Annotated in this window: 18 protein-coding genes; 13 read left to right on the plus strand and 5 right to left on the minus strand. The window is 35.1% G+C overall.

Features of this window, described 5'->3' with window-relative positions:
• Positions 1–297: 297 nt before the first annotated feature.
• A complete protein-coding gene (locus EDC24_RS06685) occupies positions 298–2,688 on the plus strand; it encodes a M14 family metallopeptidase (protein WP_211342341.1) in 2,391 nt (796 codons plus the stop codon).
• A gap of 187 nt (positions 2,689–2,875) precedes the next feature.
• Positions 2,876–3,829 carry an LCP family glycopolymer transferase gene (locus EDC24_RS06690; protein ID WP_124220947.1) on the plus strand — a complete coding sequence of 318 codons (954 nt, stop codon included), beginning with the start codon at positions 2,876–2,878 and terminating at the stop codon, positions 3,827–3,829.
• Positions 3,830–3,860: 31 nt separating this feature from the next.
• On the opposite strand, the gene EDC24_RS06695 is transcribed toward EDC24_RS06690, so the two are convergent.
• Positions 3,861–4,952: a CDP-glycerol glycerophosphotransferase family protein gene (locus tag EDC24_RS06695; protein WP_170158489.1), complete on the minus strand. Its 1,092-nt coding sequence runs from the start codon at positions 4,950–4,952 to the stop codon at positions 3,861–3,863.
• 161 nt (positions 4,953–5,113) lie between these two features.
• Here EDC24_RS06695 and EDC24_RS06700 point away from each other — a divergent pair, with 161 nt between their 5' ends.
• Positions 5,114–6,478, plus strand: a complete 1,365-nt coding sequence (locus EDC24_RS06700) for an outer membrane protein assembly factor BamB family protein (protein WP_245998002.1) — start codon at positions 5,114–5,116, stop codon at positions 6,476–6,478.
• A 23-nt stretch (positions 6,479–6,501) separates the two neighbouring features.
• Here EDC24_RS06700 and tagD read toward each other — a convergent pair whose 3' ends face one another.
• The 3 genes from tagD to EDC24_RS06715 form a co-directional block, all read right to left on the minus strand.
• Positions 6,502–6,894 (minus strand): glycerol-3-phosphate cytidylyltransferase, encoded by a 393-nt coding sequence (gene tagD, locus EDC24_RS06705; RefSeq protein ID WP_124220950.1) that lies wholly within the window; start codon positions 6,892–6,894, stop codon positions 6,502–6,504.
• A gap of 152 nt (positions 6,895–7,046) precedes the next feature.
• Complete coding sequence (locus EDC24_RS06710) at positions 7,047–9,599, minus strand: SH3 domain-containing protein (protein ID WP_124220952.1); 2,553 nt, start codon at positions 9,597–9,599, stop codon at positions 7,047–7,049.
• Between the two features lie 261 nt (positions 9,600–9,860).
• Positions 9,861–11,045: an O-antigen ligase family protein gene (locus EDC24_RS06715; protein ID WP_124220954.1), complete on the minus strand. Its 1,185-nt coding sequence runs from the start codon at positions 11,043–11,045 to the stop codon at positions 9,861–9,863.
• A gap of 70 nt (positions 11,046–11,115) precedes the next feature.
• Between EDC24_RS06715 and EDC24_RS06720 the strand changes: the two genes are divergently transcribed.
• The 10 genes from EDC24_RS06720 to EDC24_RS06765 all read left to right on the plus strand — a co-directional run bounded on the left by EDC24_RS06720 (position 11,116) and on the right by EDC24_RS06765 (position 23,773).
• On the plus strand, positions 11,116–12,297 hold the full coding sequence (locus EDC24_RS06720) for a CDP-glycerol glycerophosphotransferase family protein (RefSeq protein ID WP_124220956.1): 1,182 nt from the start codon (positions 11,116–11,118) through the stop codon (positions 12,295–12,297).
• 93 nt (positions 12,298–12,390) lie between these two features.
• Positions 12,391–13,197 carry an ABC transporter permease gene (locus EDC24_RS06725; RefSeq protein ID WP_124220958.1) on the plus strand — a complete coding sequence of 269 codons (807 nt, stop codon included), beginning with the start codon at positions 12,391–12,393 and terminating at the stop codon, positions 13,195–13,197.
• A 15-nt stretch (positions 13,198–13,212) separates the two neighbouring features.
• On the plus strand, positions 13,213–14,004 hold the full coding sequence (tagH, locus tag EDC24_RS06730) for a teichoic acids export ABC transporter ATP-binding subunit TagH (protein WP_124220960.1): 792 nt from the start codon (positions 13,213–13,215) through the stop codon (positions 14,002–14,004).
• Positions 14,005–14,205: 201 nt separating this feature from the next.
• The gene (locus EDC24_RS06735; protein ID WP_425455177.1) at positions 14,206–15,627 is read left to right on the plus strand and encodes a glycosyltransferase; all 1,422 of its coding nucleotides are present in this window, start codon (positions 14,206–14,208) and stop codon (positions 15,625–15,627) included.
• An 84-nt stretch (positions 15,628–15,711) separates the two neighbouring features.
• Positions 15,712–18,540, plus strand: a complete 2,829-nt coding sequence (locus tag EDC24_RS06740; RefSeq protein WP_124220965.1) for a CDP-glycerol glycerophosphotransferase family protein — start codon at positions 15,712–15,714, stop codon at positions 18,538–18,540.
• 100 nt (positions 18,541–18,640) lie between these two features.
• Positions 18,641–19,798, plus strand: a complete 1,158-nt coding sequence (gene sat, locus EDC24_RS06745) for a sulfate adenylyltransferase (protein ID WP_124220967.1) — start codon at positions 18,641–18,643, stop codon at positions 19,796–19,798.
• A gap of 15 nt (positions 19,799–19,813) precedes the next feature.
• On the plus strand, positions 19,814–21,598 hold the full coding sequence (locus tag EDC24_RS06750; RefSeq protein ID WP_124220968.1) for an SLC13 family permease: 1,785 nt from the start codon (positions 19,814–19,816) through the stop codon (positions 21,596–21,598).
• A gap of 10 nt (positions 21,599–21,608) precedes the next feature.
• Entirely contained in the window at positions 21,609–22,214 is a 606-nt protein-coding gene (gene cysC / locus EDC24_RS06755) for an adenylyl-sulfate kinase (RefSeq protein ID WP_124220970.1), read from the plus strand.
• Positions 22,215–22,217: 3 nt separating this feature from the next.
• Positions 22,218–23,006, plus strand: a complete 789-nt coding sequence (gene cysQ, locus EDC24_RS06760) for a 3'(2'),5'-bisphosphate nucleotidase CysQ (RefSeq protein WP_124220972.1) — start codon at positions 22,218–22,220, stop codon at positions 23,004–23,006.
• Positions 23,007–23,512: 506 nt separating this feature from the next.
• Positions 23,513–23,773 carry a hypothetical protein gene (locus tag EDC24_RS06765; RefSeq protein ID WP_124220974.1) on the plus strand — a complete coding sequence of 87 codons (261 nt, stop codon included), beginning with the start codon at positions 23,513–23,515 and terminating at the stop codon, positions 23,771–23,773.
• 248 nt (positions 23,774–24,021) lie between these two features.
• On the opposite strand, the gene EDC24_RS06770 is transcribed toward EDC24_RS06765, so the two are convergent.
• On the minus strand, positions 24,022–24,930 hold the full coding sequence (locus EDC24_RS06770) for a hypothetical protein (protein WP_124220976.1): 909 nt from the start codon (positions 24,928–24,930) through the stop codon (positions 24,022–24,024).
• Positions 24,931–24,941 lie beyond the last annotated feature (11 nt).

Here is a 24,941-nt window from a genome sequence, read left to right on the forward strand (position 1 = left end):
GCAATACACCTTTAAAACCAGGCCTGGGAGTAAAAGGTGTGAGCGAGCCAGCTGTGGGGATAGCTGGCTTTTTTTTATGTTGCGTCCCCCTTCTATTGACTCAGGGTATAAAGAACTGTATTTACCTATGAAAACCTTGCACACCCCACATAAAATAAGCCTCTTCACTACATTCATTACTATAGCCCTATTGTGTCAATTCATGTCGAAAAACTTCACTTTTTTAAGTCTGATTATTCACTGAATATTCTGATAAAGTGATGTAAGATTAAGGTAATCTTATGGAGGTGGTAAGGTTTGAAAAAGATTAAACATGTTAAGTGGTTATTGTTGACGTCTGCAGTTGGACTAGCCATTGGTTCGACATATGTCATCAATAACGAAGATCCTTCCGTTTCGGCGGAATTGGAGGATGTACCTGTTGAGATTAAGAACGAACCATCTCAGATTGTACAGTTAGAAGTGCCGGGTGAGGAGGCGCTTGATCATCTACTTGAGTTAGGGATTGACCTGACTCACCGCGCAACGATGCACGATGGCGTGTATGAGGTCGATGCGGTTGTAACAGATTCAGAGATTGAAAAACTCGCACAGTACGACATCACGGTCAAAGATACACTTATCAACGAAGATATGTGGCAAGAACGAGTCGACGAGCGCATGCAGACGTTAGAAACGCAAAGTGAAATTGAAGCGGAAGATGAGGAACTTCAATTCTTACGCGCGAATTTCTTTACGAATCAATCGGAAACGTTTTTATATTTAGAAGTAAAATCCAGTGCCGGAGAGCTTGCTGGGACAAGCTTAGCCGCTGATTGGAACGGTAACGATACCCCGATTTCATTAAACCGTAAATCGGATTTTGGTGAGTATCTCTATCATTACTTATCCATGCCAATCGATGACGTTCCGGAAAACGTCACCGTCACGAGCAACCACGGAAGCGAAGTGACGATGGATGTTACCGAATGGCTCGGTGAAGACAAGCCCGGTAATCCGAAAAAACATTACGCTACAGAATTCGTCGACCACTATATGGATCCACATGAGCTCAACGAACGTATGGAACAACTGGGTGAAGAGTTTCCAGACTTAGTCGAAGTCGTTGAAATGCCTCATAAAACTAATGGGTACCGTCGCCACGCACAAGCGACACTGGGCACGACGGCGAACTCAGCTGTAGTCGTTACCTCAAACGACTGGGGTCATGAAGGCGGGAATGATCTTGCCATTGAACTGACAGCAGATGAAAACGCCTCAGACCTTCAAGTCACAGTCCAAGGCGATAACATTACCGTTCAACTTGAAACGGATGAAAACGGAGATGTCGTAAGTTCGGCACAAGATGTGATCAACGCTCTGAACAATGAAGCGGGCGACCTCGTGACGGCTTCAACCTACCGCGGCTACCCAGGTACAGGGACTGCTCAGCCCACATCTGCTGACTTAACAGACGGGTTAAGCGCACCAGAACACATCTCAAGCGAGCCACAAACGGTTAAAGCCCTTAGAATTGGTAAACACCGCGACGGCTCGAAACCAGGTGTCCTCGGCTACGCCCAAGAACACGCACGCGAATGGGTCACCCCACTCGTCACAATCGAAACAGCCGAACGCCTACTTCGAAACTACGCTCACGATGGCGACACGAAGCAGCTCGTGAATAACCTAGACATTTTCTTAGTCCCATCGGTGAATCCAGATGGCGCGACTTACAGCTTTTACGATTACAATTGGCAACGTAAAAATATGACCAACCACTGCCCAGAAGAACTAAGTGACTTCGGTGCACGACATTACTGGGGCGTTGACTTGAACCGTAACCACTCAGTCGGATCCGTTCATGATGGTTACATCGGAGCCTCAACTAATTGTACAAGCGCCGTTTACGCAGGACCAGAAGAACACTCAGAACCAGAATCACAAAACTTAGTTTGGTTAGCCGACGAGTTTGACAATATCGATTTTGCGATGAACATCCACAGCTACGGTGGTTACTTCATGTGGTCACCAGGCGCATACGATGAAAATCGCGAACCCCTACCAAGACCAACTGCTGGAGAAGAATCATTCTATTGGGCCGCATCCAATCATATTTTAAATAAAATTAAAGAACACCGTGGAACCGTCATCTTACCAAGCAGAACCGGCCCGATCCCAGATGTTTTATACTCAGCAGGCGGCAATTCCGCAGACTACCTGTGGTATGAAAAAGACATCTACACCTGGAACTTCGAAGTCGGCGCTGACCTTTGGAACGACGAAGAACAACGCTGGCAACCAGTCGGATTTCAGCCACCATATGAGGAAGGCCACGAAGAAGCCATGGAATTCGCCAACGGCTTAATCGGCCTATTCGAAGTCGCTTACCAACATTCAAAAGACAATCAACCACCTAAGTCAGAAATCAACCCAGGCAAAGGCAAACACGACGGTCCAGTTGAACTCGAATTCGAAACAAGCGAACCCGCAACCATTTACTACACCCTAGACGGCAGCCGCCCAACGTTCGAGTCTAACATCTTACAACTAAACGGCACCCGCGAACCAGCTGAAACCCTCACCATAGATGAAACCACCACAGTTAAATGGTTCGCTGTTGACCCAGCCGGTAATGTCGAGAAAAACTACACCCCTACGGACAACGGTCAAAATTACAACAAAGCCACCATTCAAATTAAAAAATAGCTCCCCCCAAAACCTAGCCTGACGACATGAGTCGTGGCTAGGTTTTTTGCGTAATCTGACAAATATATGAAACTTTTTCCTTAAGCAATCGTCTATTCTCATAGAATTCTAATCTAAAACTCATTCTATTATAGGCCCAATTAAGATATAATTGTTCTATAGGTTTATTAATGAAAGGATTTTGTTTATGGAAACGCGCAAGGAAAAGCGAAAGCAAAAACATGGAAGTAAAAAGAAAATTATATGGATTATTATTGGTGTTCTGTTACTTGGTCTAATCGGCTATGGTATTTATTTATATGTAAAATTAAACGAAACGGTTGAGACGATGTATACGCCTCTTGAATCTGACTCAGAAAAGCAAGAAGAGGTCGAAACGCGTTTAAGTGATAAAGATACGGTCAACGTACTATTACTAGGCGTTGATGAACGTGAGGGTGATTACGGCCGTTCTGACACAATGATTTTATTATCATTAAATCCAGATACTGAAAAAATGCTCATGTTCAACATTCCACGTGACACCTTGGTGAATATACCAGGAAACGGTGAAGATAAAATTAATCACTCTTATGCATTTGGAGGCTCCGAACTAGCCGTTCAAACCGTAGAAAACTTTCTAGATACAACTATTCATTTTTATAGTCGAATTAATATGGAAGGGCTCAAAGACGGTGTAGATGCTATTGGTGGTGTTACAGTCAATAACGATCAAGAATTCAGCCATGGTGGGCACCATTTCCCAACAGGTGAAATTACACTAAATGGTGAGCAGGCACTTATTTATTCGCGCATGCGTAAAGAAGACCCACGCGGTGACTTAGGACGCAATACGAGACAACAAGAAATTATTAATGAACTAATCGATGAAGCGATGTCCTTTGAATCATTTACAAAAGTCGATAACATCCTGGACACTTTAGGTTCCAACGTTCAAACCAACGTTGATATGGAAAAAATGCAGCAACTCTTTATGGATTATCGTGGAACAAGGCAAGAGACTGTTAAAGAAGAAATTGCTGGAACTGGTCAAATGATCTATTCAGAATCTGCCGAACAAAATATCTATTACTATGTTGTATCAGATCAAGAACAAAATCGAATTCAGACTCTATTACAAGAGCATATCGAGGAAAAGTAAAATAAGGGAGCCAGTTCACAACTGGACTCCCTTATTTTTTATATACTTCATTTACAAGCTTCTCACTAGCCTGTCCATCATTAAACTCATTCCATTCATTTGAAAACCGCTTAACGTCATCCATGTTAAATTCATGATTCTTAATAATATCAATTAGTTCATCAGTTTGCTTAGCGATGGGACCTGGAACTAATTCCTCATATCGAGCCCAAAACCCTCTTGTTTTAGCATATTCCTCTAAATCATACGGATAAAAAATCATAGGCTTTTCTAATAAAGAAAACTCGAATGGAATCGACGAATAATCGGTAATCAAATAATCACACACAAAAAGTAAATGATTGAGTTCCGGATAATCAGATACATCAATAATAAACTCAGGATAATTATTATTATACTTTTTCAAAATCGCTGGATGGAGCCTTAACAATAAAACGTAATCATCTTTTAGTTCCTGATAAACCTTATTAATATTCAACTTAATGGAATGCTGTTTTAGTTGTGTATCGCGAAATGTCGGAGCATAGAGAATAACCTTCTTGTCGTTTGGAATATTATAGTTTAATTTAATACTTTCCTTCACTTCTTGATGCAATTCTTGATTAAAAAATAGATCAGTTCTTGGGATTCCCGTTCTTAAAAATTGCTGGTCGTTAGCAGCAAAGGCTTCTTTATAAATATCCTCCATCTTCTTCGATCCGACCACGATATAGTGAAATCGATTATAAACTTTCAAAAAACGATCATAAGCTCGGCGACTTCTGAACCGAATAGAGGGGTCCTCTAATCCGAATTTCTTTACAGCACCATTCGCATGCCACAGTTGAATACATTTCACCGAGTCACGAAATGAAGTAGCGGAAAGAAATCCATAATAATTATCAATGAAGACAAACTTACTCGTAGCTAAATGGTAAATACCACGAATAAATGAAATCGGGTTTTGTAGTAGATGGAAATTTAAGATTTTTGTCCGGTTTTGGTGACCAAAATCATAATGTGTCCCATTGGTGTTTAATATAATTGCCTCATGGTCAGTTAACTGAACCACTTGTTCCCATGAATAATAAATATTATCACCAAAAGAAGATACAAATGTTGTTTTTTTGCGAATAGGGAACAATTTAAATATTGTAAACCATAACTTTATATGGAATAAATATATATAGACAAGCAATTCTCTAAACATAAAGCACCTTTTCTTGTAAAAATTATAAAATACATATAAATTTAATATATCATATTTATTGTATTATAGTAATTATCATCTTAGGAGGGACAAGTTTGAAACGTACAGTAGCACTTTTATTATCAGCATGTTTATTACTATTACCTATGACAAGTTTTGCAGAAGAGTTTGGTCCTGAGGAATGGAATCAATATAGGTTGAACAGTGATAAAAATGCTGTATTTAACAGTGATGAATCACCATTAGATTTTGGCCAATTGCAAACTGCAGAACAAATTAGAGCAACGCCTGTTGTAGTAGGAGACAAGTTGTTTGTTGGAAACCATAACTCTGGAGATCTTTTTGCATTTAATTTAAAGTCGGGTGAAGAATTATGGAGAAATCAAGCTCCAAATTGGATTCACTCTGAAATGATTTATAATAATGGTAAAGTCTTTGTAGGCTTTGGGAATCGTTTTTTTCAAGACAATGGAATTAGAGGTACCGGAGAAAGTGGTGTATTGGCCTTAGATGCTGAATCTGGTGAGATTATTTGGAAGTTTAATACTGACGGTGAAGTCATGCCAACACCTGCTTATTATAATGAAAATCTATATATTTCAACTGGTGATCGAAACTTGTATAAAGTCGATGTAGAAACAGGTGAACTTCAGAAAAAAGTCGAAATCGGATCTAGAGTTAGTATGTCGTCACCTAATATTTACAATGACAGCCTATATGTAGGAGGAGCATCCCCTTTTAAATTTTACTCTTATGATTTAGAAAATGATTCAGTAGATTGGGAGCGTTCGTTTGAAAACGTCGTTGCTGGATTGGATGACGTTCCACCAGCTATTGATAGCAATATAGTCGTGACAACTGCAGTAGAAGGAAGTTATGAAGATCCAAATCATATGATTTACGCAATGGATACTGAAAGTGGGGAAGTAGTTTGGAAAGACAGCCTGGGTAAAGGCGACATGGTAAAAAACAATAAATCCGGTGCACCAATAATTTATAAAGGTACTGTATTTGTTGGAAGCCCCATTACAAAAACTTTTTATGCTTATGATTTAGAATCAGGTGAACAATTGTGGGAACTAAAAGATGAAGTAATGAAAGCACCTCCAGTTGCACAAGATGGTGTTGTCTATTTTACAAATGTAAAAGGTATTGTTAATGCTGTAGATACTAAATCAGGGGAATTAATTAACTCGAAAGAATTAGGTGGGACGCTGGCTCCATCTGGCCCCATTATAGTTAACGATACCATTATAGTCGGTAGCCAGGATTCCAATGTCTACATGTTACCTATTTCTGAGCTGGTAGATGAAAGTCAGCTTACTGAACAATCACAAGAAGAAACTACTAATGAAGAAAAAGTTGAAGAAAAGAACAACATGAACCAAATAGTCATGATATCAGCAGTAGTTGTATTAATCATAATCAGTTTATTTATATACTTAAGAGTTAAAAAATAAGGAGAAGCTTTTAGAGCTTCTCCTTATTTAATACTATTTAAATCATCTTTAATTTTAGTTGTCGAAATACCTTCAGTTCTTGGAAGATAAATGACTTCACAATAGTCCTTTAAAAAGTCAAATTCACCTTCCCAGTCATGACCCATGACAAAAATATCTATATCATGTTCTTGTACGTCCTTAACTTTTTGTCCCCAATCATTTTCAGGAATAACCTCGTCGACATATTGTACAGCTTCTAAAATATACTTGCGATCTTCATAGCTATAATAAGCCTTTTTATCCTTAATAGCATTGAATTCATCAGTGGAGACTGCCACAACTAAATAATCACCTAGTGCTTTCGCACGTTTCAATAAATTTATATGTCCTACGTGTAATAAATCAAATGTGCCGTAGGTTAAAACTTTTTTCATTACTTAAATCCTCCTACACGATATTCTATTGAAGTAATAACATTAATTAATATTCTAATGCTTTTAAGAGAAGTGAGCAAGTTAAAATATAATGACATTTAAGTAACAAAAAAGGTAAGTAGCATTGCTACTTACCTAATCTAGTAAACAAATTATTCAATTATATTCACGTAATCTTCACCATCAATTTCATGACCAGCTATCCAAGCTGTATCTCCATTATAATAAATCTTGTACCACTTATAACCGTCAGCTGTCTTTGAAATCAGGTTAGAGTTATCATCTAAAACAGCAGCAATGAATTGGCCACCTTCCAATAAACCAACTTTACTTGCAGATGTAGTAGCATTTTTTCGAACATTAAGAGCTACATCGGCTTGTAATAGGTTTAACGCAGTAGCATATAGTTCTTCACCTTCATCTCTTGCTACCCAACCTTCCAACGAAGAGTCCTTAACTTTTACTTGGTACCAATTGCCACTTTTTCCTAATAGTTCAAGTTCAGTATCTTTATCGAGCACAGTTTCTCTGCTATAACTTGTTGAAGGACCTTTTCTTAAACTTAGTTTTACATTCGTTATACCTGTAACATTTTTAGGATAAGTTGAACTTAAATATTCATTTTCTTGAGGCTGATTTTTATAAACAGGTATATCATAAATTTGAACATCAAAATCAAATAAATCATAGTAATAAGTTTGAAGTTCCGCCCATTTAATGTGTGTTGCATATTGGTGACTTCCAGGATTATCAGGGTTCCACTTCATCTTATATAGCGTATCTTGGCCTCGATCAATCCATTCTTCTCTGATAAATTTCGCACCACCAATAATGGCTTTTTCTGGAGTGAACCAACCTTCTTTGTAAGCCTTCTTAGCACCGCATTCAGTAGGACAGCTATTAAAGGCATGAATTCCGTACATATTAAAAGTTGTCTTAATGTCATTTAACTTGTCACGATTACTATCAGTCACGATTCTTAATTGGTTATTTGTATTTTTACCAACTTCTACACCTTGTGCAAGGTTAGAGGTACCGTTACCAGTCTCGTGTAAAGCATGTCCAATCAGATAAACTTCATTAACTTGATAGTCATTTGCACCTTGGGCAAACGCATTTCCAGTTCCGGTTAAGGTTCCTTTACTAGAAAGCATTTTTTCATTTAATTCATTTCCACTAATTCCTAATGGATAGGACAGAACTAAAAATTGTAAGTATTCCCTAGTTCCTTTTTCGTAATTATTAGAATTAAGATACTTAGCAATGTCAGACCTTGATGCTCGATATCTACCTGCACCATCTTTATGTCCGCCCAAATCGTATTGTATTTCAACAGCTCTGTCAAAATCTGTACCATAATGTGTTTTATCATATGATACATCATTACTTACATCATTGTGGTGAAAATAAGCTTTTCTTGGCTTACTGTTTACAATCACAGTAGCCTCATACCAATTTTCAGAAAATGTTTTAAGTTTTAATGGTGAATTTTTTCCATAGTCTTTCCATACTTTTGATTCTCTTGAAGCCTGAGAATAAGCTTTAGTCGGCTCTTTAACTGCAATTCCCTGTAATGATTCTTGTTCTTTAAACGCATTTTCCACTTGATTGCGTGGAATATATACCTTTTTCTTTTTTCCATTAACAATATTAACGGCTTCATGCCAATTTCGACTTAGAGACTTATAAATTAATACAGAACCTTCATTATAAGTCTTAACTTTGCTTGAATCTTTAGAAGGTCTTTCATAAGTACTTGTTTTGCCGTTAATAGCGATACCTCTTAAATCTTCTTGTTTATCTACTAAGTTATCTACTTTATTAGCAGGTAGGTAACCGGTATGAGGTTCATGGTTTAAGATAACCGTAGCTTTATACCAGTTACTACTATATGTTTCGTATTGTAATATAGAGCCTGCTGAATAGGACTTAAGAGATTTACTGTTCTCTGAAGGGTTAGAATATATTGTTGTATATTCTTGTGCAACCCCTTTAAGACCTGTCGGGTTTTTAATTAGCCGATCAACGTGATTTTTATGGATATAACCAGTATGTGGTTCGTGGTTTAAGATAACCGTAGCTTTATACCAATCAGAAGTATAGGTTTCAAACTTCAGTATGTTACCAGAGTTATAAGACTTTAGCTTTTTAGAACCAGTATTCGCTTCTGCAAAAACACTAGTAGGGTTCTTGAGAGCTACACCTTCTTCATCAGATGGCTCAGAAGTAGCTGTCTCAACATGGTTTTTATGAATGTAACCAGTATGAGCTTTGTTATTCAAGTAAACAGTCGCCTTATACCAGTTAGAAGTAAAAGATTCATACTTCAATATTGTACCTTTGCCATAAGATTTTAAAGGGTCTGACCCTGTTGAGGCACTTGAAAAAACATGAGTATTACCCTCTAAAGCTACACCTTCTAGTTTTTCAGTATTTAGATCAGCATTTTCGACATCGTTTTTATGGATATAACCAGTATGGGCTTTATTGTTCAAAATAACAGTAGCTTCATACCAGTTAGAGTTATAGTCTCTATACTTAAGAATGGATCCTTGACTATAGCTCTTTAACTGCTTCGAATCACGGCTACTATCTTGATAGACATGTGTCTTGTCTTTCAGAGCTACACCTTCATAATTATTGTCCGCATATACTGTTGAAATAGCCATTAAAGTAGCTATTAAAAATGCTGAGACAATAATCAATATTCCTTGTTTTTTTATATTCACTTACAATTCCCCCAATTAATGTTTAAACACTGTGTGTTTGGTAATGTAATGTGAATATAATTGATTTTTAATAGTTTACTAGATTTTAAATAAAACTGCTCAATAAAAAGCCGACTAATTCTATGCAAGTTACTGCCACTTCACCTCCAAATCAAATATGTTACATAGAAATGATAGTGTAATAATATCATAATTTGTTAGAATTTTATACGTGATTTCTACAAAAAGTGACAATAGTCACCCCGTACGTTTAGCAGCTAAACTAACCCCGATCGAAATGATTAGCCAGTGTAAAAAGCCAATTGACGGTATATTTTGGAAAAATGAGATTCCAATACTTTGATAGATTAATAAAGCTAGAAAGAAAGAAGCCGACCATTGTACTATATTTGAATCTAAATTTTTTAAATAGGTTTTCCAAATAAAATACAAAAGAACTATAAACGATAAAAATCCAATAATCCCGCTTTCTAAAAGTGTTTGCAAATATATATTATGGGTATGAACATAGTGCGTACCTTCCATGAAATCAACCGGCCTTATACCGACAAAGTGCCCTACAATTGGTGATTCTTTAAAGTGTTCAATCGACGGAACCCAAATATTTTCTCTTCCAGAAAAGAAGTTTTTACTAAATTGCTCTTGTGACCACTCGTTTAATCCACTTTTATACTTTGTGGAATCTAGCCAAATATAAGCTATGACAAATATAAAGTTAAATGCCATGATGAAATAAAAAAGTAATGAGAATATTTTCTTAGATAGTTTTAAAATACCCATCGAAGCAAGGATTACGACAATGCATAACAAAAGCGACCTAGTTGTCGAGACATAAATTAATAAAACGTTAGCCAAGCTACCTAGGATTAATGCAAGCTTTAGCAAGATATGACTAGGCTTAATGGCAATAACTTGAAAATAAAGTATACTAAATAAAAAGACACCTAACACGTTAGTATTAGTGAAAAAACCAATATATTTTTCTGTTGGTCTACCTTCAATAATCCAATGTGTGAGATAAAGAATCGTTATAATTAATGCCGTGTAACCAAAAACCAAGATATGTTCTTTAGTCCAGTTAATTTTCATAAGTGCTAAGATAAATGCAAACGATAATAATTGATAAGCTAAAGTGGTATCATGAAGGAAATTTTGATTATATAAATGAGTGATTATATATGAGATACTAATTAGTGATATTCCAATATAAATATATAAATAATTTTTATCTAAACCTCTTTGTTGAATGAATAAATATAGTAAAATAATAACTGTAATATAAAGTGTCCAATGATCAGTGATACGCCCATATTGTCTGAATGGCTCGAATGTCATTAAACCTAGGGTGTTAAATAACAATAAATAGAAAAGCAAAAATCCAAGAATATAGTTAATTTTATTATGTAGCTGATTTGACAACATGTTAATTCTCCTATCCTGTAAACTAAAAACTATTATAAGATATCTTTCAATCAATTGTTAGGTGGTAATCATGAATTTTATCAAAAAAATCATCAGAGGGAAAAAGGCTCAAAAAGTGTATCGAATTATATTTAAGTTAGTTGGGTTCTTGCCAAAACAACGTAATTTAGTCATATTTGAAAGTTTTCACGGGAAACAATACAGTGATAGCCCTAGAGCAATCTATGAATATATGAAGGATCATTATTCTGATGCAGAGTTATGGTGGAGTGTCGATCGAAGACACACGGATTTATTTAAAGAAATGGAATTACCGTATGTGAAGAGATTTACACTCAAGTGGTTTTGGTTAATGCCTCGTGCTAAGTATTGGGTTAATAATGTTAGGTTACCAAATTGGTTACCCAAACCTAAAAAAACTGTTTATATACAAACGTGGCACGGGACCCCTTTGAAGCGTTTGGGTGTTGATATTGAAGAAGTTAGGATGCCTGGAACTAGTACTGAAAAATATAAAAAGAACTTTTTGAATGAGTCATTAAAATGGGATTACTTAGTATCACCTAATCGATATTCAACAGAGATTTTTAGAAGAGCATTTGGTTTTAATGGTGAAGTGATTGAAAGTGGTTATCCAAGAAATGATTATTTAATAAATCACTCTCAAAAAGATGTAGAACAAATAAAAGAAGAACTTAATATCCCTTTAAACCAAAAGGTTATTTTATATGCACCAACATGGAGAGATGATGAGTATTACAGTGTAGGGAATTATAAATTTGATATTAAGCTCGACTTAGATAAGTTGAAACAAGAATTTGAAGATGACTATGTCGTTTTATTAAGAATGCACTATCTTATTTCTGAAAATCTAGACCTTTCAGATTATAATGGATTTGCCTACGATGTTTCTGATTATGTTGATATTCGCGATCTTTATATTATTTCGGATATGTTAATAACGGATTATTCATCGGTATTCTTTGATTATGCGAACCTAAAAAGACCTATCATATTTTATGTGTACGATCTACATAAGTATAAAGAAGACCTTAGAGGTTTTTATTTTGACATTGAAGACAAAGCCCCTGGTCCGCTAACGTTTTCAACAAGTGACGTCATCAATCAAATTAAACATCTTGAAGCCAATGGAATACCTGAGGGGTATTATAATGAGTTTTATGAGAGATTCTGTTATTTAGAAGATGGCTATGCATCTAAAAGGGTAGTTGAAACATTTTATAATAACTAGGACTAGACTCACCTTGCATATTGAAGAAAAATATTAGATAATACCACTTGTTTGTATAAGCATAGATTCTTTGGGGAGAAAGAAGGAATCAAAATGAAATCTGCACTAACTGTTTTAAAAGAACAGTTTCAATACTTTCATTTAGTCAGAAGATTATCAGTATATGAATTAAAAAGTAACTCATCAGCCAATTATTTAGGAATGGCGTGGGAAGTTATTCAACCTGGTATACAAATTGCGATATATTGGTTCGTATTTGGTTTTGGTATTAGAGGAAGAGACGATGTAGCAGGAGTTGATTTCTTCCAATGGATGCTAGCAGGGATCGTTGTTTGGTTTTTAATTAGCCAAGGGATTTTAAAAGGGACTAAATCCATTTATTCTAAAATCAAAGTACTATCAAAAATGAACTTTCCAATGAGTGTGATTCCAAATTATATTATTTTTGCCCAATTTTACTCACACTTGTTGTTATTAGTTTTAGTTCTTATTCTCATGCAATTTATAGGATTCCCTTTGTCGATATACATTTTACAATTACCGATTTATACGTTTGGTGTTCTAGCCATATTATTTAGTGTGACATTAATTACATCGACGTTAGCAACGATTGCACAGGATGTTCAAATGTTTATCCAATCTATTATGAGGATGTTATTGTACCTTTCACCTATACTATGGCCATTAAAAACATTACCGGACTGGTTGCATCCCATTATGCAAATCAACCCTTTTTACTACATTATAGAGGGATATAGACAATCGATTTTAGGCCAGGGTTGGTATTTTGTAGAAAATTGGGAGTATTCCCTTTATTTTTGGTCATTATTATTAGTGCTGTTTATAATTGGATCGAGATTGCATTTGAAGTTTAGAAGACACTTTGTGGACTTTATTTAATTGGATGTGACAAGTATGGAAAAGCCAGTAAAAATTAAAAATGTATCCAAAAAATATAAACTTTATGGTCGTAAAATGGAAAGGCTAAAAGATCTGTTGATTCCAGGTAAATCGTATGGAAAAGACTTTTTCGCACTAAAGAACGTATCTTTTGAAGCCGATAAAGGTGACATTGTCGGTTTTGTTGGCGTTAATGGATCTGGTAAATCAACTTTATCCAATATTATAGCTGGAGTAATTCCGCAAACAACCGGAGAAGTGGAAGTTAAAGGTCAAGCTGCTTTAATTGCGGTCAATATTGGTCTAGACCGAAAATTAACGGGTAGAGAAAATATTGAACTTAAATTATTGATGTTAGGTTTCAGTAAAAAAGAAATAAATGAATTAGAAGATGATATTATTGAATTCTCTGAGCTTGGTCAATTTATTGACCAACCCGTAAAGTCATACTCTAGTGGAATGAAATCTCGTTTAGGTTTTTCGATTTCAGTCAATGTAGATCCAGATATATTAATCATTGATGAGGCATTATCAGTAGGGGACAAAGCATTTGCTGAAAAAAGCTTAGCAAAGATGCAAGAATTTAAAGAAGCTGGAAAAACAATGTTCTTTGTCAGTCATTCTTTGGGTCAAATGAAAACATTCTGTGAAAAAGTGCTATGGTTAGAATTTGGGGAAGTTAGGATGTATGGTGAAACTAACGAGGTTTTAAACGAATATGAAGCATTTTTAGAAAATTATAAGAATATGTCAAAAAAACAAAGAAAAAAATTCATGGAACAATCCCGTTTTGAAGAAAATGGTTAAAAAGGCTTATAGCTTATGGCTATAAGCCTTTTTATTATAAGAGATGATACTGAATATTTTAATCAAAAACAGGGTACTAATGAATATGAATAATAATTATAGTTTAAGAAGGTGAAGCAATTGAATTATGTAGTGACCTCAACCTTACCACCTACATTTGGTGGTAGAACGAAAGCGTTGTTAAATAGAACGAGACTATTAATGGAAAACGAAGATTTTGATTTTACGTTAATTTCAACAAATTTCAAATCTAATTATCAGGAAATTTATGATTTATATGTTAATAAACACTATGTACCACAGAATGTGAGATTTATGAATATTTATGATTTTTTGAGAGGGAATGAAGAACCTAAACCTACACAAAAGCACCCTGTAGAAGAAGAAGGGTACGAAGTGCAAAAGGTAAGTAAAAAAAAGAATGCTTACCGTTACTTTAAAGATGGTATATATGTTATGTATAAAAGTTATACTCACACAGGTGGGCAGCTGAATTACATTGATTATATATCACCAAATTCAAGTGTCAGAATCATGCGAAAAGATTATGACCTAAAAGGCTATTTATATAGGGAAATTCATTATGTACCAAATTCATTAAACAAGACTCAAGAAATCATGTATACTCAGAGCGGAAGTCCGTTTATTAATAGAATATATGATGGCACTGATAAGAATAATATTAAACACGTTGTTTATTTTGATGGTGAAAATAGTCAGTTCTTTAAAGATGAAAGTGAATTTATTAAATTTTGTTTTGAAAAGATGATTGAATCTAACAGCAATGTCATTTGTGACGTGCGAAAACTAGATCAACCGCTTAATGAAGCAGATATTCATAACTGTCAGAAGATCTATTTACAACATTCGACATTTCATGAGCTCAATAAACCTGAGAAACTTAGAGGATCATTTAAATATTTAAAAGAGCATGCCAAAGAAGCAGATCGAATAGTGCTTTTAACGGAGGAACAAAGGAAGAACTGGGAATCAGTAACAGGTGTAACTGACAATACTGTAACCATCCCGCATAGTATATCTTTAACACGTGAACCAACAGAAACGCGAGATAAGAATAAATTTGTCATAATGGGAAGATTAGATGGGAATAAACGAATTAACCATGCGATGAAAGCTTTCTCATTAGCAGCAAAGAAAAATAAAGATATATATTTAGAAGTTTATGGTGAAGGTGACTTACTAGATGAACTGAAATCATTTAGAGATGAACTGAGCCTTCATAAACGAGTGGTATTCAAAGGTAGGACAGATAACCCTGATCAAGTATTTCAAAGTGCACAAGCTTCTTTATTTACAAGTAAATATGAGGGTTTTGGATTAGTTGTTCTAGAAAGTCTAGTAAATGGATGCCCAGTTATAAGTTATGATATAAAATATGGCCCAAATGAAATGATTGAACATGACAAGTCTGGCTTTTTAGTAGAACCTAAAAATGTTGAGGAAATGTCGGAATATATTTTAAAGGCTGTGGATAAGAAATTTGATGTCCAAGTTGACCGTAAATATAGTCATGAAAGCTTTGTGAAACAATGGGCAAAATTGTTGCAACCTAATAAAAAACCATTTAGCCAAAAGTTAAAAGCTCTATTTAATTACTCTTAAGTAAAGTAGGTAGGATTTTAAAAAGTAGTTTTTTAATATACAATTATGGATAAAATCATTTCTTAACGAAACGGAGTATTCGGTATGAACGTCATCCAGAATATTGGAAAAGCAATTTCGCCTTATAATTATGGGACTCTAAGTATGACTCAATTGAAAAGTGATGATCGTCAGATTACGATCAACATTCAGATTGATAAGGACTTACCATCTTTCTCAAGAAAAAATACGTCTTTAAAATTTTTAACAACAGATCAAAGTTCAGAGGAATTCACTATTCCTGTTGAATCCATTGTTTATTTAGACCAAGATAATGAGTTGCAGTTTACATTTAATTTAAAGGAATTCATTCAAAATATAAAGGCTAAAGAGCAATCTTGGTATCTACAAATTATAAAAAAGGACCTCTTCAAAGTTAACGTCTATAATGTCAAAACTTCTAAGTCTGTTAGGTCATTACTACATACTCAAAAAGTATTTCGTGAAGGGTTTGTATTAACCCCATCTAAGGATGAACACCATAAGTTTGTTTTGGATCAATCATATGAATTTAGTTCAATGAATATCAATCACTTAATTAATTCGGTTGAAAGTGTTCAAAAGAAAGAAAACGGTATGTTAGTACAAGGAAGAGTTAATGATCAATTACTAAGTTTATATAAGCCTGACGAAATATATTTTGTCATGAGAGAGCGAGAAAAGACACGTTCTAATGTCTATTTAATTAGGTGGAACTCAGACTCAAAGTGGAGTGTTGAAATACCTTACGACGATCTACCAAAGAAAAATAGAACACTTGATTTTTATTTTAGTATTAAAAAAGAATCTTCTTATTATGAATTCCGTGTCAAATTAATTGAGAACGTAGATTTTAGTGATAGTGTAGCCTATTTACCACATTATCTAAAGGGTGCAATGGAATATAAACCTTATCAAACTGAATTATATTCTTTTTCAATAAAGGCTAAGTCTAAAACTGCAAAATTAGAAGATCTTAAGATTAATAATGATTGCAATAGAATAAAGGGGATTATCAGAAGTGACTTGCAATTTACTAACGAGACAAACTTAGTATTTAAAGAACGTGATGCAAATACAGAACTTTTATATCCTGTATCGCTTAAATACAAAAGAGGGAATTACTACTTCGACTGCCCTATTAATAAATTAGACTTATATCAAACTGAATATCATATTTATGATGTCTTTATAGAACATGTACTAGAAGAAAATCGGTTATTAATTCGCTTAAAGTCATCTGATGAGCAAATTAAGTTTGATACCATGATTGAACAAATTAGTGGTGATCAATTATTTCAAATGGAATTTTATATTACGGCAAATAATCGATTATCATTTCGTTCGATACCGGCTCCTATTAATAATCAATTAACTTATGCTGAGTTTGAGAATGAACAGTTAATTATTAAAGGAGAGGCCTATTTAGAAAGAAGATCAAAAATAGATATTCAAGATCAACAATTAGAATTGATTTTAAGGAATCGAGAGACTGATAAAGAGTTAGCTTATGAACAAAGTGTGCCGAATATAGACATCGGAGTTCCTTTTAATGATTTAGAACAACTAATTCATGAACCTAAAGAAATTGTCGATGTGTTTGTTCGAATTACGTCAAATACTTATGTAAAAGAAGTAAAACTTGGCTTTGAGGAATTCGAATATTTTAAAGATGATTATTTAACCAAAAGTATAATAAAAGGTCACGATAAATCGATTCAAATATATTTAACGATAACACCAAGCGGTAATTTAAAAGTTGAGTCTTATAGACAATCAAATAAATTTATTGATTTATTACATGAGATAAATGAAAGTGATGAATCGGTTAATGACATCTGGATTGTAGGAGAAAGACCGGATACTGCTCAGGATACGGGATACCACTTTTTTAAGTTTTTACGTGAAAATTATCCGGAGAGAGAAGTATATTATGTGATTGAAAAAGACTCAAAAGATGTAGAAAACGTGTTGCCGTTAGGTAATGTATTATTTATAGGTACAGAAGAACATGTTGAAAAAAGTTTACAAGCAAATGCGTTTTTCTGTTCTCATGATATCGAATATATTTTGCCATTTAAAAATAAAGATATGAAGAATTACCGTAATGGTTTAAGAGTATTTTTGCAGCATGGTGTTTTAGGTAGAAAAAATGTAGAGTACCATAAAACCTACTATAAATATCCGTTTGATATTTTCTGTGTTAGTTCAGAAGATGAAAAGAAAATGGTAATAGATGAATTCCATTATGATGAAAACGAAGTTAGGGTGACAGGCTTATCAAGGTTTGATAACCTTTTTAGTTATAAAACAGAGAATAAGATACTATTAATACCAACTTGGAGAGAATGGCTAACGACGAAGGAGAAATTCGAGGAGTCTGAGTATTTTCAAAGATACAAATCACTTATACAAGACCCGCGTTTAAATCAGATTTTAGAACAACATCAATTAAAGTTAGATTTTTACTTGCATTACAGAATGCAACAATATTTAGAAGAGCTTGATTTAGAAATCCCTTCTAATGTTCGGATTGTAAAAGCTGGTGAAGAAAAAGTTCAAGATCTATTAAAAACAAGCAAACTAATGATTACGGATTACTCCAGTGTATCTTTTGATTTTAATTTTATGGAAAAGCCAATAATATTTTATCACTTTGATTTCAGGCATTTCTTTTCTAAAGGAATGTTAAGGCCGAGAGATGAAACGTTTTTAGGTGATATCGTTCATACACAACATGACTTAATAGACACTCTTGAAGGATATATTAGTGCTAATTTTAAAGAAAAAGATGAAGTATCTAATCGTAAAGACCAAATTTTCACCTACATTGATCGTAATAACAGTGAACGTATATTAGCAGAAGCCCTATTACATTCCAAAATGCTGTCATAAAATGTAACCTTCTGTCGTAAATAATTTATGATATAATTTACAAGGGTAATATATATCATTATAATCTACTTGTAGTAATTGACTAGGAGGTACATACAGTATGACACAATTAATCGAGGCTCACGGAGGCGAATTAGTTAACCGTGAATTACAAGGTGCTGAGCGTGAACAAGCACTAAAAGAGGCTGAAGATTTAAAAGTTTTAGAAGTGAATAACTGGGAAATTTCTGATATCGAATTAATCGGTATCGGTGGCTTTAGCCCATTAAAAGGATTCATGGGTCAAAAAGATTATGAAAGTGTCGTTCAAAACACTCGTCTAGCAGATGGAACGGTTTGGAGTGTTCCGATTACGCTATCTGTCACAAAGGATGAATCAGATCTATACAACGTTGGAGAGAAAATTGCACTTAAAGGTGCTGATGGTGTAATTTATGCAACACTAACTGTTGAAGAGAAGTATGAAGCTACTAAACAAGAAGAAGCACAAAACGTTTATGGCACAACAGAATCAGAACACCCTGGTGTTAAAAAACTCTACGAACGTGGCGACATTTATATAGGTGGCCCAATTACATTATTAAACAGACCAGGTCATGGTGAGTTTGAGGATTTCTATATGGATCCATCTGAGACGCGTCAAATGTTTAAAGACTTAGGTTGGAAAACAATTGTTGGTTTCCAAACGCGTAATCCAGTTCACCGTGCGCATGAGCATATTCAAAAAACAGCACTTGAAGCAGTAGATGGGCTACTACTTAACCCATTAGTAGGTGAAACAAAATCAGATGACATTCCAGCAGATGTCCGTATGGAAAGTTATCAAGTGATTTTAAAGAACTACTACGTGGAAGACCGTGTACGTTTAGTTATTTACCCAGCTGCGATGCGCTATGCTGGTCCTAAGGAAGCGATTTTACACGCGATTGTACGTAAGAACTATGGTTGCACACACTTCATTGTCGGTCGTGACCATGCGGGTGTTGGTGACTATTACGGCACGTATGATGCCCAAAAATTAATCGAGCAGTATGAGCAAGAATTAGGTATGACGATCTTTAAGTTTGAACACGCATTTTATTGCACCGTTTGTGAGAATATGGCATCTGCTAAGACATGCCCTCATGACAAAGAAAACCATGTTCATTTAAGCGGAACGAAAGTACGCGAAATGCTACGTAATGGTGAGCGTCCACCGAAAGAATTCTCAAGACCAGAAGTAGCAGATGTGTTAATTAAAGGAATGCAACAAGTATAAAGGGGTATTATCCCAATGACCTTTGAAATGGTTTTTGTATTAATTGTGGTACTAGCCATGTTAGTCGGGCTTCTATTTGAAGTTGCCCGGCCTGACATGGTTGTTTTTTCAGCATTAACAATATTACTTATAGCGGGCATATTAACACCTCAAGAAGCTTTGAAAGGTTTCTCTAACGAGGGTATGTTAACTATTGCTCTATTATTTGTGGTAGCAGGTGCTGTGAAGAAAAGCGGTATTATAGATCGCTTAATTCAAAAATGGCTTCAAAATACTAGCACGATGGCTGGAATGTCAGGGAAATTCTTTGCTCCATTATCGTTTTTCTCTGCTTTCTTAAACAACACACCCATTGTTGTAACCTTCACCCCTGTGCTACGTAAATGGTGTCAAGATAAAGGGATTGCACCATCCAAGCTATTAATACCGTTATCTTACGTCACCATATTAGGCGGTACCATGACGTTAATGGGGACGTCTACGAATCTAGTAGTACATGGGATGCTGAAGGAACTTGGGTTTGATGGATTTTCATTTTTTCAATTAGCCATTGTAGGGGTGCCGATTACATTAGTCGGGTTAATCTATTTAACAACAATTGCCCCCAAAATATTGCCTTCATATAAAAGTTTTCAAGATAAAATGAAGGAAAATACGAGGGAATACATGGCTGAGTTGACAGTGGGCAATGACTTTCCTCATGTCAATCAGACCGTTAAAAAAGCCGGGTTACGTGATTTAAAGGGTCTATTCTTGATAGAAATTATTCGAAATAATGAGATTGTATCACCAGTAGGGTCAAATACGATTATCCGCCCTGGCGATCGCCTTATTTTCACAGGTCTCATATCAACAATTGCTGATTTGGAGAAAATGAAAGGGTTGTATTTAGAGACGGGGACGCATTTAAGACTTGAGGATCTTAAGAGTGGGAATGGTGAAACACAGTTACTAGAAGCTGTTGTATCTCATGATTCATCATTATTGTCTAAAACGATTAAACAATCACATTTCCGTTCCAAATATGATGCGGGTGTCATAGCTGTACATAGAAACAATGAACGAATTAAGAGTAAGATTGGTGATATCGTTTTAAAACCTGGGGATACACTATTATTGCTCACAGGTGCTGATTTTATAGATAAGCATCAATATTCAAATGATTTTTATGTGATATCATCACTCGGAACACCGAAGGAACTAAATGAAGACCCAGTTAAAGGCTGGTTCTCAATAGCAGTCCTAGTGTCTATGGTAGTATTGGTAGCCTTGGGAATCTTGAGTATGTTTAAGGCTATGTTATTAGCGGTTCTCATTTTATTTATCGGTAAGGCAATTACACCAGAAGAAGCAAAAGGATATATACAATTCCATGTCTTATTATTAATAGCCAGTGCTATTGGAGTTGGGGCGGCCATGACGGAAACAGGACTAGCACAATTAATGGCGCAGGAAGCCTTGAATTTAATTGAGCCATTCGGAATGGTTGCCGTGATTTTATTAGTTTATCTATTAACGAATATTTTTACCGAATTAATCACGAATGCTGCAGCAGCTGTCTTAATGCTTCCGATCGGGATTGAAATGGCCAATCAGCTAAACATTGACCCTATGGGGTTAGCTATAACCATTGCCATAGCAGCATCAGCTAGTTTCGTTACACCAATTGGTTATCAGACAAACTTGATTGTGTACGGACCTGGTGGTTATAAATTTAGCGACTATATAAAAGTAGGATTACCATTATCATTAATTGTGATGATTGTGACAACATTTATTATTACTCAAACATGGGTTTAGGAGGATTATAATGACAAAATCAGAAAACATTGTATGGCATGACTCAAAAGTCGTAAAAGAAGAGCGCCAAAAACTTAACGGACACAAAAGTGCTGTCGTGTGGTTTACAGGTTTATCAGGTGCAGGTAAATCCACGATCTCAGTAGAGGTTGAAAAGGAACTTTATAAGCAAGGGGTTCATACGTATCGCTTAGATGGTGATAATGTGCGCCATGGCTTAAATAATAACCTTGGATTTAGCGCAGAAGACCGTGCTGAAAATATTCGTCGGGTGGGCGAAGTTGCTAAGTTAATGGCAGACGCTGGGTTACTTACTCTAACTGCTTTTATTTCACCTTATCGTGAAGACCGTGACAAAGTTCGTGAAATTATGGATGATGGAGAATTTATCGAAGTCTTTGTTAAATGTGATCTAGATGTATGCGAATCCAGAGATCCAAAAGGGCTTTATAAAAAAGCCCGTGCTGGTGAAATCAAAGGGTTTACAGGAATTGATGATCCTTATGAAGAACCAAATAACCCTGAAATAATCGTTGAATCGGATAAGAACTCAATAGAAGAATGTGTTCAACAAGTCGTCAATCACTTAAAAGCAAAAGGCTATCTAGAGGTATAAACAATGTTAAAAGAAGTTGTAGATATTTCTATTAATGCTGGTAAAGAGATCATGGAGATTTATAAAAAAGACTTCGATGTGGAGTATAAGGAAGATGAATCACCTTTAACAACGGCTGACCAACGTTCGCACGATGTCATTATGAAAGGGTTAACTCAACACTTTCCTGACATACCAGTTCTCAGTGAAGAGGGAGCAGACATTCCTTATGACGAACGAAAGAACTGGGAGAAATTCTTTTTAGTCGACCCACTTGATGGTACGAAAGAATTTATTAAGAAAAACGGTGAATTCACGGTTAACATCGCTCTAATTGAAGGTCATTATCCATCGCTAGGCGTTATTTATACACCTGCATTAGATATTTTATATATCGGTGTTGAAGGTAAAGGCGCTTATAAACTAAAGGATGCTTCTAAAGCTACCTTTACAACTGATGAAGACTTATATCAAGTAAGCGACAAACTACCAATCGTAGAATCAAAAGAAACGGTTAACGTTGTTGCAAGCCGTTCTCATATGTCACAAGAAACTGAAGACTTTATTAATAGTCTAAAAGAAAAGCACGATGACGTTCAGACAGTTTCATCAGGCAGCTCGCTAAAATTCTGCTTAGTGGCAGAAGGCGAAGCAGACTATTATCCAAGGTACGCACCGACGATGGAATGGGACACGGGTGCCGGTCAAGCCATTGTTGAGGCTGCAGGTAAAGACGTGATTCGTTATGGAGATGAAGAACGATTTTATTATAATAGAGAAAACCTTAAAAATGGATGGTTTTTAGTAAAATAGCAGGGATTAGCCCTGCTATTTTTTGTAATTAATGAAAAAGGTCTGAAAACAAAAAACTTTGTAGCTTTTCGACAAGTTTCGATGTATATTAATTTAGAAAAATGGTCTGAAGTTGACGTTTAGGGGTCTGAAGCCGTGAAAAAAGGTCCTGAAATAGAGGTGGATTCGTAATACAAAGAAAGAGGCTGGATTAATCGTAACGGGTTCCGTTCAGAAGTGCTCAGAGACAGAAACACTACTATTTCACAAGTAAAAATCGCATATATTTCATGCATGTTATATTGCTGATATATCTAGGAATTATAAGGTGTTAATATATAATCACTTTCCAAATCACTTGGCTATTCACAGGGGTTGAAATAAATATTGTTGTAGAAATGAATTGAATGATTTCAATGTGATTGTTATTTTTAATCAAGGTTTAAATGGAAAGTTATGTTAAAATTATATTTAAAGTTGGGGTTTCAGTTTAAATGATCAACGAAGGAATTTGGGAGGGATTGTGAATGAGAGAAAAATTTAAGAGGTTAATGGTTTTCGGCTTACTATTAAGCTTAATTGGATTAATATTAATGTTCTCCAGTGTTAATTTTGGAACATCACTTGCTCAAAAATGGCAATTTGAACGAGGTGTAGTAGAACCCTGGTTTGGAACTGTTGTTGAAGGCTATACGAATATGTTTTTATTTTCAGGCAGTATATTTTTGGGGAGCGGACTGTTAACTCTTATACTTGTTTACTATACTGTCGTCAATTCAAAAAATTAAGAGCTTATTAAAGTATTTGTAGTTGAAGAAGGAAAATACAAGCTAAGGACTTAGAAGAAAAGCTAAGTCCTTTTTTGTGTGGTCAATAATGTGAATTATATTGTATTTTTTATTGCGTTTTAAGGTATTGCACCTCACAACGGACCAGTTAGAATTAGCCCCTGCTATTTTTGTTTAATGAATGAAAAAAGGTGCTGAAACAGAGATGAATCTGCAATACAAAAAAGAGGCTGGGTTAGATCCCAGCCTCAATATAAATAATTATCGGGTAAGTTAACATTGTCACGTTGACTTAGCTTAATATTATCCTCTTTGTAGCGCTCACGTATTTTGCGCTGAATGTCTTCGGGTAAAGTATAACGTTTGTAATGAATTTTGTAACTGATCTTGTTTTGTAAAAATGGACGCGGCCAGAGTTTACCAAATCGTTTCGTTTTTTTTGGCTTAATTCTACCATTCGGGTTTTGCTTAGAGTAGAAGAAATAATTCAAACGACGTGCAATTTTCGCTTGTAAAACACCATAACTCTTATTAGCAGGATAATCATCGTAATCAGGTATTTTCTTAACACCTATATAATTTAACAGTGCCAATAAATAGCCTTTTTGATCTTTTTTAAGATTCTCATAGATGAATAAGTAATAATCTTGTCCAAAGATCTCTTCAACTAAATCAAGATATTCATTGTATTTATATTGGTCTAATACCTCGTGTTTTTCAAGCTTATCCATATAATCTTCGGCTTGCTTATAGCCACCCATATGCAAGTGTTGAACATATAAAGAGGTCATCATCTGAACTTGTTCTCGGATACCGATGATTAACTTCACGTCATATTGATCTTCAGGAAACACACGTCTAAGGTCTTTTAGAATCGTAGCCGCCTTTTTAGGTTTCTTTTGCTTAAAAGGGCTACCCGATAAACCTTCATAAGATATTAAAGTCGGTTTGCCTTCCTTGCCTAGTTCATCAAACCTATTTCTGATTTCTAAAATATCTTCATCTTTGAGTTTTCTAACACGCAAACGATATAACTCATTTTTTATTTTTTTGTTTTTAATGTGTTTTACCTTCTTTAAATTCGGGAAAATACTATTTTGTAAAAATGTCGTAGCTGTCTTATGATAGCCAACATGTAAATAGATTGTTTTTTTCAACTGTCAACACC

Origin of the sequence: Aquisalibacillus elongatus (genome assembly GCF_003843875.1) — a bacterium.
GTDB lineage: Bacteria > Bacillota > Bacilli > Bacillales > Alkalibacillaceae > Aquisalibacillus > Aquisalibacillus elongatus.